General features: G+C 65.4%; 11 protein-coding genes. 6 read left to right on the top strand and 5 right to left on the bottom strand.

Features of this window, described 5'->3' with window-relative positions:
* Positions 1-230: 230 nt before the first annotated feature.
* The 3 genes from FJ424_RS30950 to FJ424_RS30940 form a co-directional block, all read right to left on the bottom strand.
* Positions 231-587 carry a DUF488 domain-containing protein gene (locus tag FJ424_RS30950; protein ID WP_140659479.1) on the bottom strand — a complete coding sequence of 119 codons (357 nt, stop codon included), beginning with the start codon at positions 585-587 and terminating at the stop codon, positions 231-233.
* A 22-nt stretch (positions 588-609) separates the two neighbouring features.
* Positions 610-1,866, bottom strand: coding sequence for an aminopeptidase (locus FJ424_RS30945; RefSeq protein ID WP_140659478.1), 1,257 nt, complete (start codon positions 1,864-1,866; stop codon positions 610-612).
* 86 nt (positions 1,867-1,952) lie between these two features.
* On the bottom strand, positions 1,953-2,867 hold the full coding sequence (locus tag FJ424_RS30940; protein WP_140659477.1) for a LysR substrate-binding domain-containing protein: 915 nt from the start codon (positions 2,865-2,867) through the stop codon (positions 1,953-1,955).
* 96 nt (positions 2,868-2,963) lie between these two features.
* Between FJ424_RS30940 and FJ424_RS30935 the strand changes: the two genes are divergently transcribed.
* From FJ424_RS30935 to sbmA, 3 genes are all read left to right on the top strand, one after another.
* On the top strand, positions 2,964-3,170 hold the full coding sequence (locus FJ424_RS30935; protein WP_140659476.1) for a hypothetical protein: 207 nt from the start codon (positions 2,964-2,966) through the stop codon (positions 3,168-3,170).
* Positions 3,171-3,268: 98 nt separating this feature from the next.
* The gene (locus FJ424_RS30930; protein WP_140659475.1) at positions 3,269-4,423 is read left to right on the top strand and encodes a YbfB/YjiJ family MFS transporter; all 1,155 of its coding nucleotides are present in this window, start codon (positions 3,269-3,271) and stop codon (positions 4,421-4,423) included.
* 123 nt (positions 4,424-4,546) lie between these two features.
* Positions 4,547-5,806, top strand: coding sequence for a peptide antibiotic transporter SbmA (gene sbmA / locus FJ424_RS30925; protein ID WP_140645072.1), 1,260 nt, complete (start codon positions 4,547-4,549; stop codon positions 5,804-5,806).
* Positions 5,807-5,878: 72 nt separating this feature from the next.
* Here sbmA and FJ424_RS30920 read toward each other — a convergent pair whose 3' ends face one another.
* Entirely contained in the window at positions 5,879-6,865 is a 987-nt protein-coding gene (locus FJ424_RS30920; RefSeq protein ID WP_140659474.1) for a polysaccharide deacetylase family protein, read from the bottom strand.
* Between the two features lie 200 nt (positions 6,866-7,065).
* On the opposite strand from FJ424_RS30920, the gene FJ424_RS30915 reads away from it, so the two are divergent.
* Entirely contained in the window at positions 7,066-7,731 is a 666-nt protein-coding gene (locus FJ424_RS30915; RefSeq protein ID WP_140645070.1) for a tetratricopeptide repeat protein, read from the top strand.
* 6 nt (positions 7,732-7,737) lie between these two features.
* A complete protein-coding gene (der, locus tag FJ424_RS30910) occupies positions 7,738-9,168 on the top strand; it encodes a ribosome biogenesis GTPase Der (protein ID WP_140659473.1) in 1,431 nt (476 codons plus the stop codon).
* Positions 9,169-9,427: 259 nt separating this feature from the next.
* Here der and FJ424_RS30905 read toward each other — a convergent pair whose 3' ends face one another.
* Entirely contained in the window at positions 9,428-10,348 is a 921-nt protein-coding gene (locus FJ424_RS30905) for a LysR substrate-binding domain-containing protein (RefSeq protein ID WP_140659472.1), read from the bottom strand.
* A gap of 115 nt (positions 10,349-10,463) precedes the next feature.
* On the opposite strand from FJ424_RS30905, the gene FJ424_RS30900 reads away from it, so the two are divergent.
* A complete protein-coding gene (locus FJ424_RS30900) occupies positions 10,464-11,741 on the top strand; it encodes an MFS transporter (protein WP_140659471.1) in 1,278 nt (425 codons plus the stop codon).
* The last annotated feature ends 133 nt before the right edge of the window (positions 11,742-11,874 follow it).

The following is an 11,874-nucleotide window of genomic DNA, read 5'->3' as shown; positions in this document are numbered from 1 at the left end:
GCCCTTCTCAATCGCCTCGCTAGAAACATCCTTCAGGCCGCCGATGCTGCCAAAGTCCCCATCAGCCATCGCATCAAGAAATGCGCCTGGAACGACGACTATCTCATCAATGCGATCACTCATATGCGATAGCCCTGCCTTTGAGGGGGAGATGTCCGGCAGGACAGAGAGGGGGGCGAAGGAACTCGACGTCTCAATAATTAAATTATGCTTGGCTTCCAAAAATTAAATTACGCTTGGGCTTCCAAATATCCCGCCAGCGCCACCGCGTTGTTATGTGCCTCGTCATGCGCGCCGTAGAGCAGCGTCACCTTGCCCCTGCCGAGTAGCGCACGCAGCTCTGCCACCGCGTCGCCATTCGCGTCGAGCTCGGCCCGATACCGCTTCTGGAACTCTGCCCAGCGCTCCGGCTCGTGCCCGAACCATTTGCGCAGCGCGTCGCTCGGCGCGATGTCCTTCAGCCACAGCGTCAGTTCGGCGTCCTTCTTGCTGACGCCGCGTGGCCAGATACGGTCGACGAGCACCCGCTGGCCGTCGGCTTTCGCCGGCGGCTCGTAGACGCGCTTCACTGCTATGTCGAAGGCCATGAAATCTCCGCTGGCAGACCTCTTACGCCCACTCGCCCTTGCGCATCACCGGCACGCGGCCGCCGTCCTTGGCGACGCCGTCAATGTCGATCTTGTCGGAGCCGATCATCCAGTCGATGTGGATGAAACTCTTGTTGCCGCCGCGCTCGGCGATCTCGTCCTGGCTGAGCGAAGCGCCGTCGACGAAGCACTTCGAATAGCACTGTCCGAGCGCGATGTGGCAGGCGGCGTTTTCGTCGAACAGCGTGTTGAAGAACAACAGCCCGCTCTTCGAGATCGGCGAGGAATGCGGCACCAGCGCCACTTCGCCGAGGCGGCGCGCGCCCTCGTCGGTGTCGAGCACCTTCTTCAAGACGTCCTCGCCCTTCGAGGCCTTGGCCTCGACGATCCGCCCGCCCTCGAAGCGCACGGAAATCTCGTCGATCAGCGTGCCCTGATAGGAGAGCGGCTTGGTCGAGGAGACATGGCCCTCGACGCGCCTTGCATGCGGCGTGGTGAAGACTTCCTCGGTCGGGATGTTCGGGTTGCAGGTGACGCCGTTCTTCGCCGTCGAGGCGCCGCCCATCCATTCATGGCCGTCCGCCAGCCCGACGGTCAGATCGGTGCCTGGACCGGTGAAATGCAGCGCGTGGAAATTATGTCCGTTCAGCCATTTCGTGCGCTCGGCCAAGGCGGCGTTGTGTGCCTTCCAGTTGCCGATCGGGTCCTCGACGTCGACCCGCGAGGCCGAGAAGATGGCGTCGGCGAGCTTCACCACCGCGACGTCGTCGGCCTCGCCCGGAAAAACCTGTTTTGCCCAGGCAAGGTCGGGATAGGCGACGATGTTCCAGTTGATGTCGAAGCCGGTGATTTTTTCCAGCGCCGGCTGGTAGGCCATCGAGTTCGCCTTGTTGGCGCGCGCCACCTTGGCCGGATCCTGCGACGAGAGCAGCGACGGATCTTCGCCGCGCACGGCGAGCCGCGCCGCATTGTTCGAGAAGGCCTTCGCCATGCCTTCATACAACCAGCCTGCGGCGCGGTCGAAGCCGGCGTCGGCGCCGTAGCGGAAACGCGCCAGCGTGATCTCGTCGTCGTTGAAGATCGGCGTCACCAGCCCGGCGCCGGCCTTGTAGGCGTGCTCGACGATGCGGCGGGTCAGCGGCAGCGCCGCGATCGACGAGGTCAGCACCAGATCCTGTCCGGGCTGCAGCTGCAGCCCGACCTTGATGGCGACTTCCGCCAGCCTGTCGAGCTTCACCGGGTCGATGGTTGCTGAAACGCCGCGCGAATGTGTGGTCATGGGTCCTGCCTGCCGTTTGTTGGGGTTCCGGTTCCTACATAGACCGCTGCGGTTGGCCTTTCCACCGCGATCGACTGGGCCTGATTTCAGGCGGCGCTGTCCAGCGCCCGGAACTGCGCCATGGTCGCCTCGATCTCCTCGCGGATCCAGGCCTTGAAGTCGCGCACCTTGCGGCTTTCGCTTTTTGCGGCTGAGGTTACCAGCCAGTAACCCAGCCCGCTCTCGGCCCGCACACCGAAGGGCGCGACCAGCCGGCCGTCGGCCAACGCGTCGGCGGTGAGCAATTGCCAGGCGAGCATCACGCCGTGGCCGGCGATCGCCGATTCCAGGCACAGCATCGGATCGGTGAAACGCGCTCCCTTCTGGAAGGTGACCGGCTCGACGCCGGCCGCCTCGAACCAGCCGTCCCAGCTGAACATCGCCCGTTCGTCGGTGATGGCGCAGGTCTGCGCCAGATCGCCGATCGACTTCAGCCTGGCCGCAATCGATGGCGCGCAGACCGGAAACACTTCCTGGGCAAGCAGAAGCTCGGCGCGGTCGCCCGGCCATTTGCCATCGCCAAGCCGGATGGCGATATCGATGTCCGAGCGGTCGAGATCGGCGACCCTGGCCGAGGCGTCGATGCGCAAAAGCACGTTCGGGTGTCGGGAGAAATGCCTCGATAGCCGGGGCAGCAGCCATTTCGAGGCGAAGGCCGGCGCCACCGAGACGACCAGCGTGCATTCGTTGGCCTCGTCGGCCAGCGCCACCGCTTGCGCGATCTCGCGGAAGCCGGCGCTGAGCCGCGCCGTGAAGGCGGCGCCGAATTCGGTCGGCACGAGCCCGCCCGACGTCCGTTCGAACAGCGCCTGCCCCAGCTGCTTTTCGGTGCGCTTGACCTGCTGGCTGACGGCGCTGACCGAGACATTCAGTTCGGCGGCCGCTCCCGCCAGCGATCCCAGCCGAGCGACGGTTTCCACGGCACGCAGGCCGTTGAGATGGACGCGATTGAGCATAGCCATTCAGTTTTTCTAAAGTAGATGGATCGGAATCTCAATTGAACCCGACAGGAAAGGGCGGAATTTAACAGGAATAGCCTTGAGCCAGGAGGTGGTCCCATGAAGATTTTATCCTTGCTGAAAGGGCTTTCCGGCGCCGAGGCGAGGCCGCGCGATGACGATGACGATGAGATGACCCGCTGGATCACCGATCCGCTGTCGCATCCGGTGCTCGACACCATGTCGGAGCGCGAGCTTGGCGACATGCCGTTCCGGTTGACGGCCCGCCGCACGCCTCATGAAACGGCGCCAGTGGGTTGCCGCTGACAGTCATTCGACAAGAGACAACGCGATGGCAAGAGACAGCGCGCTGGCCTAACGCAAGCTCATTGTCTCGCCTGTTTGCTTGCCTATTGTGCGCTGCAATGAACGCCGCCTCGTCCTTGCGTCTCGCCATCGCCGGCATGGTCGCCCTTGCGGTTGCCATGGGCATCGGCCGCTTCGTCTACACGCCCATCCTGCCCGGCATGATGGAAGAACTGCACCTGACGCCGGCCGATGCCGGTTGGATCGCATCCGCCAATTATCTCGGCTACCTCATCGGCGCGCTCGCCGCGGCCGGCGGCTGGGCGCATGGCCGAGAGCGCATGCTGATGTTCGCCGGCCTTGCCGCCAGCGCCGTGCTCGCGGCCCTCATGGGGCTCAATGAGACCATGGCCGCATTCCTCGTCATCCGCTTCCTCGCGGGCCTCGCCAGCGCCTTCGTCATGGTGTTCATGGCCTCGATCGTCTTCAGCCATCTGGCTGAGGCCGGCCGCGGCGATTTGCAGGCGCTGCACTTCGGTGGCGTCGGTCTCGGCATTGCCGCGTCCTCGGCGCTGCTGGCGATCCTCGTCTCCGAACACGCGGGCTGGGCCGCCGGCTGGCTCTGGTCCGGAGCGCTTTCGGCGGTTGGGCTGCTCGTCGTCATGCTGCTCGCCGGCTCGACCACGCCGGCCAATGTCGCCGACGGGCGCGAGCCGGCGCTGCCCAAGGACGGGTCCCTGGTGAAGATGATCGTCGCCTATGGGTTGTTCGGCTTCGGCTATGTGGTGACGGCCACCTTCCTGGTCGCCATCGTCCGTCAGGGCGGCGGCGGGCGCGTCTTCGAGGCCACCGTCTGGATGGTCGCCGGCCTGGCTGGCCTTCCCTCGACTTGGGCGTGGCAGAAGCTCGCCGGCCGGATAGGGCTCTATGCCGCTTATGCCGCGAGCTGCCTGGTCGAGGTGGTCGGCGTCACCGCCAGCGTCGTCGTCAGGGGCGCAGCCGGACCGTTGATTGCCGGCGTCCTGCTCGGCGGCACCTTCATCGCCCTCACGGCGCTGGGCATACAGATGGGCAGGCAGCTCGCGCCGCGGGCGCCGCGCCGCATCTTCGCGGTGATGACGGCAGCCTTCGGCCTTGGCCAGATCGTCGGCCCGATCGCCGCCGGCCTGCTTGCTCAGGCATCGGGCAATTACGTGCTTGCCTCGATCATGGCGGCGACGGCCTTGCTGCTCTCCGGCGTCATTGCCTGGTCGGCTGCGCCAAAATCGCCATGATTTGCGGCCTTGTTCGATGCCGGGCATCGGGCACGGGCATTTTCTTTCCCCCTAATGTGTGACCTTATGCCCGCCGAACAGCAACGCCGCTGATTTGCGGTCAGACCGAGGAAACCCGCCACAGTGTTCGTATCTTTTTTCCCGCAGCCGAAGCTCTTCTTCACCTCGGCCGCCGTCTGGAGCCTTGCGGCGATTCTGTTCTGGTTTTTCGGCGGCGAGCAACTGGGAGCCGTCTTAGGCTTCCCTCCCGCTGCGGCCGGCGCGCCGCCCATCATCGGTATCGCGGTGCTGTGGTCGAAGCCCTTCCTGTGGTTCTACATCTACTTCGCGGCCTGCGTGGCGGTCTTCTATGCGTTCTGGAGCTGGTATGCGCCGCATCCGTGGCAGAACTGGTCGATCCTGATGACCGCCGTCATCCTGTTCTTCATCTATTTCAACGTGCAGGTCTCCGTCGCGGTCAACAACTGGTATGGTCCTTTCTTCGACTACGTTCAGGGCCTGATGTCGGGAACGACAGCCTCGACCGACACCGAATTCTACAAGGGATTGGCCGACTTCTCCTGGCTGGCGCTGGTCGGCATGAACGTGCAGGTGATCAACGCCTTCATCGTCAGCCATTGGATCTTCCGCTGGCGAACCGCGATGAACAATTACTTCGTGGCCAACTGGAGCCGGCTGCGCCATATCGAGGGCGCCTCGCAGCGTATCCAGGAAGACACGATGCGTTTCTCGCAGATCATGGAGGACCTGGGCTCCAGCTTCGTCCAGTCGATCATGACCCTGATCGCCTTCCTGCCGGTGATGATCCAGCTTCAGGCGCACATCACCGAGCTGCCGATCATCGGCGCGGTGCCGCAGCCTCTGGTCGTTGCGGCTCTGGGCTGGTGCCTGTTCGGCACGGCCTCGGTGATGCTCGCAGGCATCAAGCTGCCGGGCCTCCAGTTCCGCAATCAGCGCGTCGAGGCGGCTTACCGCAAGGAACTTGTCTACGGCGAGGATCATCCCGATCGGGCGCAGCCGGCGACGACGGCGGAGCTGTTCACCAATGTGCGCCGCAACTACTTCAGGCTCTATTTCCACTACATCTATTTCAACGTCGTCCGGTACACGTACCTGCAGGCGGACAACATCTTCTCGCTGCTGATCCTCGGCCCATCGCTGGTCGCCCATAAGATCACCTTCGGCGCGCTCAACCAGATTTCGAATGCCTTCGGCAAGGTGACGAATTCGCTCCAGTTCCTGCTGAATTCCTGGTCGACCATCGTCGAACTGCAGTCGGTCCACAAGCGCCTGCGCGCCTTCGAGGCGACGCTCCAGGGCGAGCCGCTTCCGGACATCGACCGGCGCTATCTGGCTCGGCAGGGCGCTGAGGACCCGGCCTGATCTGGAACAACCCAGGAGAGCGTAAAGATAAGCGATCCGGCGGGCGGCTCAGCCGCCCGCGGTCGCCCGTGCCTAGCCGGCGCGCCGGCGCGCGACATAGTCGCGGAAACTGATGCACTCGACTTGCTGCATCACGCAGACCTCGCCGGCAAAGCGCTCCAGCGCGTTCCAGTAGGCGCCGTCGTTCATCAGCGTGAAGTGGAAGCCGAGCTCCAGCGGCAGGCGCTTGCCGTTGTACTGAGCCTCGAAAGCGGCGTGGAACGCCTGGTAGGCGCGGTCGGTGAATGCGTCCGCCATGGCCGGCTTCTCGGTGCCGTCCGAGTGGCGGACATAAAGATTGTAATCCATGGCGATCACCGGCTTCGCCTTCGGTCCCTCCGGGATGAGCGGCAGGGCAAAGCGGGTTGTCCCATTCAGGGTCGGCGGGACGGTCGGGCCTTTGGAGACACCGCTGGCGTCATATTGGAAGCCGGCCTCGGGCAGGGCTTCGTAAAGCGCCTTGCCGGTCGAGAGATAGGGCGCGCGGAACCCGACCAGCGCATGATGCGCGAAATCGTGCCAGTCGGCCGGCTCCTGGATGCCGTTGATCGCATAGGCGTTCTCGAAAATGCGCCGGACGGAGGCGAATTCGGCCAGCCAGTCCGCCTTGCTCCACGCCTTGCCGTCGAAATGGCCGCAGGCATGGCTACCGATGTCGTGACCCTCGGCCGCGGCCAGCCGGACCTGCTCCAGCCGGTCGGCCACGTCCTGTTTCGAGGCGCCGAAGCCGACATTGGATTTGCCGGCTGCCTTGCCGGGGCCGGCATAGTCCTGCCGCGTTTGTGGCGAGAGCAGGAACACGCAGGACAGGAAATAGGTGAAATGCGCGCCCGTGCGCTTTGCCAGCGCACGGCTGCGTTGCCACTGCGAGATCTCGCGGGCGGCATCGAACGAGATCAGCACCACCTGCTTGGGTCTGGCAGGCGAAACGATTGGCGATTTCGGCGGATCGGCGAAGGCCGCATTGGCTGAGGCGAGCGAGGCGAGACTGAATGCAAGGACGCGGTACGAACGAAGCATTGGCAACCTCTGGCGGGACGTCTCCGGCTGATCGGAAGCCGGCTATCGCGCAAATGTGGCGCGGTTGCGTTCAGGCAAGGGCTGTGGGCGCCCGGCATTCCAAGCCGATTTTCCGGTCCGCCCCCTTCCATGCCGACAAAATTTCGCTAAAACGCGGGCTCAAGAGGCGCCCCCTTCCGGGGCAGCAATGGTTTTGATTGATGTCGGACGACAGTTTTATCCGCGAAGTCAACGAAGAGATGCGTCGCGAGCAGGCGCAGAAGCTATGGGACCGTTTTGGCCCGGCCATTCTCGGCCTTGCCATCCTCATCGTGCTCGGCACCGCCGCTGTCGTCGGTTACCGTTACTGGGACGAAACCCGCGCCAACCGCTCCGGCGACGCCTTCTCGGCGGCCCTCAAGCTCGCCAATGACGGCAAAAACGACGAGGCGATCGCTGCGCTCGACCAGCTGGAGAAGGACGGCTACGGCGCCTATCCGCTGCTCGCCCGCATGCGCGCCGCGACCGTCAAGGCCGACAAGGGCGACGTCGACGGCGCGGTCAAGGATTTCGACGAGGTCGCCGCCGACAACGCCATTCCGGCCGGCATTCGCGACATCGCGCGGCTGAGGGCGGCGCTGCTGCTCGTCGACCATGGTTCCTACGCCGATGTCTCCAGCCGCATCGAGGCGCTCACCGCCGACACCAATCCGCTGCGCCACTCGGCGCGCGAGGCGCTCGGCCTTGCCGCCTGGAAGGATGGCAAGTCGGCGGACGCACTCAAACTGTTCGACCAGATCTCTTCGGATGAAGCCGCCCCGCGCAATGTGCGCCAGCGGGCGCAGCTGATGTCCGAGCTGATCCGCGGGTCGGGCAACGCGTCGTGATCCTGGATGGGCTTCAAAGTCGCCATCATCGGCCGGCCTAACGTCGGCAAATCGACTCTTTTCAATCGGCTGGTCGGAAAGAAGCTGGCGCTTGTCGACGACACGCCGGGCGTCACGCGCGACCGCCGCGTCCACGCCGCCAAGCTCTACGACCTTCACTTCGACGTCATCGATACCGCCGGCTTCGAGGATGCCGCCGCATCGACGCTGCCCGGCCGCATGCGTCAGCAGACCGAGATCGCCATCCGCGAAGCCGACCTCATCTTCTTCACCATCGATGCCAAGTCCGGCCTGCTGCCCGACGACCGCACCTTCGCCGACGTCGTGCGCAAATCGGGCAAGCCGGTCGTGCTCGTCGCCAACAAGGCCGAGGCGCGCGGCGCTCAAGGGGGCATGCTGGAGGCCTGGGAACTCGGCCTCGGCGAGCCGATCGCGGTTTCGGCCGAGCACGGCCAGGGCATGCCCGATCTGCGCGACGCGGTGATTGCGGCGCTTGGCGAGGAGCGCGCCTTCGGCGACGACGACGAAGACGGCAGCGACGAGATCGCCGCGAGCGAAGTGCTGATCGGCGAGGACATCGCCGACCCGGACGCTGAAGCATCCTATGACGACACCAAGCCGCTGCGCATCGCCGTCGTCGGCCGCCCGAACGCCGGCAAGTCGACGCTGATCAACGCGCTGATCGGCGAGGAGCGGCTGTTGACCGGTCCGGAAGCCGGCATCACGCGGGATTCGATCTCGGTCGACTGGGACTGGCGCGGCCGCCGCATAAAGCTGTTCGACACCGCCGGCATGCGCCGCAAGTCCAGGATCCATGAAAAGCTGGAAGTGCTCTCGGTGCAGGACGGCCTGCGCGCCATCCGTTTTGCCGAGATCGTCATCATCGTCCTCGACGCCACGATTCCCTTCGAGAAGCAGGACCTGCAGATCGCGGACCTGATCACCCGCGAGGGCAGGGCGCCGGTGATCGCCTTCAACAAATGGGACCTGATCGACAACCCGCAGGAATTGCTGGCCGAGCTGCGCGAGAAGACCGAGCGGCTCTTGCCGCAGGTGCGCGGCATCCAGGCGGTGACGGTCTCGGCCGAGACCGGGCGCGGCCTCGACAAGCTGATAGAAAGCGTCATCAAGACGCATAAGGTGTGGAACAGCCGCGTCTCGACCGGCAAGCTCAACCGCTGGCTGGAAGGCATCCTCGCCCATCATCCGCCGCCCGCCGTCGCCGGCCGCCGCCTGAAGATCAAATATGTCACCCAGGCCAAGACCCGCCCGCCGGGCTTCGTCGTCTCCTGCTCGCGGCCGGACGCGATGCCGCAATCCTACGTCCGCTATCTGACCAACAGCCTGCGCGAGGCCTTCGACATGCCGGGCGTGCCGATCCGCATGGCGTTGCGCACGTCGGACAATCCGTTTGCCGGCAGGGCGAAGAAGCGGTGAGGTCTATTCTCCGTCGCGGGTAAAATCCTCACAATGCTGGCGGGACAGCACCCCCCTCTGCCCTGCCGGGCATCTCCCCCGCAAGGGGGGAGATTGGCAGCTTCGGCGCGCCGCCGATCCTGCAACGTGGGAGAGTAGCGAAAGTCTGCGTGACGTCTGATCTCCCCCCTTGCGGGGGAGATGTCCGGCAGGACAGAGGGGGGTGTGACGGAACGCGACGCCGGGTACTTCGATCCGCAGCACTACCTGTCCGAAAAAGCTAAGCGACCTCTCGCAACCCATCGCGGGTTCGCGCTCCCTCAGGCAACGTCTCCATCGCCGCCTGCAGCAATATCTCGGCCAGCCGCGCCGCCACCGGATCGAGCTCGGCGTCCTTCTGGTGCAGATGCAGCGCCATCGTCGGCAGGACGGGAAGTCCCAGAATCCCCGGCGCAATTGCCCTGACATTGGCCGGCAGGCCGATATCGGTGCGGATCGTCAGGCCGAGGCCTGCCGCCACCGCCGCCCAGATGCCGCCGAGACTGGGGCTCGAGAAGGCCATGCGCCAGGGCATGCCCGCGCGGTCGAGCGTTTCGGTCGCCACGGTGCGCAAGAGGCACGGCGCCTCGAACACCACCAGCGGCAGCGGCTCACCCTTGCGCGGACCGGCCTCGATCGGCTTTGCCGGACCGATCCAGCGCGCCTGCACGTCGGCGACATGGCGGCTGTAGGGCAGCGTCATGCCGTCATGCCAGGCGAGCGCGATGTCGAGATTGCCTGACAGGACGCGCTCGGCCAGGTCGTGGCTGCGCCCGATCCGCGCTTCGATGCGGACCTTGGGATGGGCGCGGGCGAAGCGGCCGAGCACGTCCGGCAGCACGGCCTCGCCGAAATCCTCCTGCAGGCCGAGCCGCACCCAGCCTTCCAGTTCGATGTCTCGGATGGCGGAGGCCGCCTCGTCGTTGAGCTCGATCAGCCGCCGCGCATAGCCAAGCATCGTCTCGCCGGCTTCGGTGAGCGCCAGGCCGCGCCCCGCCTTGCGGAAAACCGGCGTGTCCGCCTGTTCTTCGAGCTTTTTCAATTGCGCGCTGACCGCGGACGTCGAGCGTCCCAGCCGCTCGGCCGCCTTGGCGAAGCTGCCCAGCTCCATGCCGGTGACGAACGTCCTGAGGACGTCGAGGTCGAAAGTGACGCGGCGCATGAGATTGTCCTGATTTTCAGGATTGTTGATCAAAAACTTCCTGATTTTATGGATAAAGCTATGGCGCTACATCCCGTCCGTCAAGCCGTCAGCCGGCCGTCACGGGAATGGAACCATGTCCGCCATCGTCACACGAAACGACTGCCAGCCGCCCGCGGGAGAAAGTGCCGGCAACCCTGCTCGCCGCGCCTTCGGTCCCAATCATCGCTGGAAGGTGCTGGGCATCGGCGTCGCCGCCAATGCCGGCTTCTCCGCCACCTTCTCCGGCATCCCGGCGACCGCGGTGGCGATGCGCCAGGGCTATCACCTCGACAATGCCGCGCTGGGTTTGGCGCTTGGGCTGCTCGGCCTCGGCGTGGCGCTCAGCGAGTTGCCCTGGGGCGTGCTCACCGATCGCTGGGGCGACCGCCGCGTGCTCCTGACCGGACTTGGCGCGACAGCCGCGTGGCTTCTCATCATGGCCATGCTTGTCGTGCCGACAAAAACGGCCATTCCAGGCGTCGCGCTGCTGTCGGCAAGCCTGCTCGTCGCCGGCCTGCTCGGCGGCAGCGTCAACGGCTCCAGCGGCCGCGCCATCATGGGCTGGTTCGGCGAGGGCGAGCGCGGCTTCGCCATGAGCATCCGGCAGACGGCGGTGCCGCTTGGCGGCGGGCTGGGCGCGCTCGTCCTGCCGTCCCTGGCGCTGGCCCTGGGCTTCACCGCGGTCTTCGGCCTGCTTGCGGCCGTCTCCGCTCTATCGGCCTGGTTTGCCTGGCGCTGGCTGCACGAGCCGCCGGGGGCAAGCGGCGGCCGCGCCGCCGCCGCGACAAGCGGCCCGGCACCCTTGCGCAACATCGAGGTATGGCGCATCTCGACCGCCATCGGCCTGCTCTGCTTCCCGCAGGTCGCGGTGCTGACCTTCGCCTCGGTCTTCCTGCACGACTTCGCCGGCATGGGCACCTTTGTGACCAGCGCCAGCCTCGCCGCCGTGCAGACCGGCGCAATGGTGATGCGTATCTGGAGCGGGCGCTTCACCGACCGGCACGGCAACCGCCGGCCGTTCCTGAAACTCTGCAGCGCGTTGAGCACGCTGGCATTCCTGGTGCTTTGGCTGTTGGTGATCGGCACCGCCGGAGCACCGTCGCTGGTGCCGCTGCTCCCGCTGATGGTCGTCGTTGCCGGCATATCCGTCTCCGCCTGGCATGGCGTCGCCTATACCGAACTTGCCACGCTTGCCGGTGCCGGCCATGTCGGCACCGCGCTCAGCCTGGCCAACAGCTTTGTGTTCGTCGGCTTCTGCGTGGTGCCGATCGCCATTCCGTGGCTGTTGGTGTTCTTCGCATGGCCGGGCGTGTGGCTCGCGGCCGCGATCTGCGCGGCGGCCGCCTGGCCGATCTTCCTGCGCCCGGCCTGATTCACCAGTCTGATTCCTCGCCGGCTTGCCGCCGAAACGGCAAGCCGGCTTTCCTCAAACATGAAAAGAACACGATCGATGTCGTTAACCCCGCATCAAGGTTAATGCTTCATTTTGACTCTCCGGGGTCAGT

The sequence above is a fragment of the Mesorhizobium sp. B3-1-8 genome (assembly GCF_006439495.1).
Lineage (GTDB): Bacteria > Pseudomonadota > Alphaproteobacteria > Rhizobiales > Rhizobiaceae > Mesorhizobium.
This window is presented reverse-complemented; position numbering and strand designations above follow the sequence as displayed.

Coding starts and splice junctions, on each gene's coding strand:
- FJ424_RS30900 (WP_140659471.1), top strand. CDS start 10,464: ATGTCCGCCATCGTCACACGAAACGACTGCCAGCCGCCCGCGGGAGAA.
- FJ424_RS30905 (WP_140659472.1), bottom strand. CDS start 10,348: ATGCGCCGCGTCACTTTCGACCTCGACGTCCTCAGGACGTTCGTCACC.
- FJ424_RS30945 (WP_140659478.1), bottom strand. CDS start 1,866: ATGACCACACATTCGCGCGGCGTTTCAGCAACCATCGACCCGGTGAAG.
- FJ424_RS30920 (WP_140659474.1), bottom strand. CDS start 6,865: ATGCTTCGTTCGTACCGCGTCCTTGCATTCAGTCTCGCCTCGCTCGCC.
- FJ424_RS30940 (WP_140659477.1), bottom strand. CDS start 2,867: ATGGCTATGCTCAATCGCGTCCATCTCAACGGCCTGCGTGCCGTGGAA.
- FJ424_RS30915 (WP_140645070.1), top strand. CDS start 7,066: ATGTCGGACGACAGTTTTATCCGCGAAGTCAACGAAGAGATGCGTCGC.
- FJ424_RS30950 (WP_140659479.1), bottom strand. CDS start 587: ATGGCCTTCGACATAGCAGTGAAGCGCGTCTACGAGCCGCCGGCGAAA.
- FJ424_RS30930 (WP_140659475.1), top strand. CDS start 3,269: ATGAACGCCGCCTCGTCCTTGCGTCTCGCCATCGCCGGCATGGTCGCC.
- FJ424_RS30935 (WP_140659476.1), top strand. CDS start 2,964: ATGAAGATTTTATCCTTGCTGAAAGGGCTTTCCGGCGCCGAGGCGAGG.
- der (WP_140659473.1), top strand. CDS start 7,738: ATGGGCTTCAAAGTCGCCATCATCGGCCGGCCTAACGTCGGCAAATCG.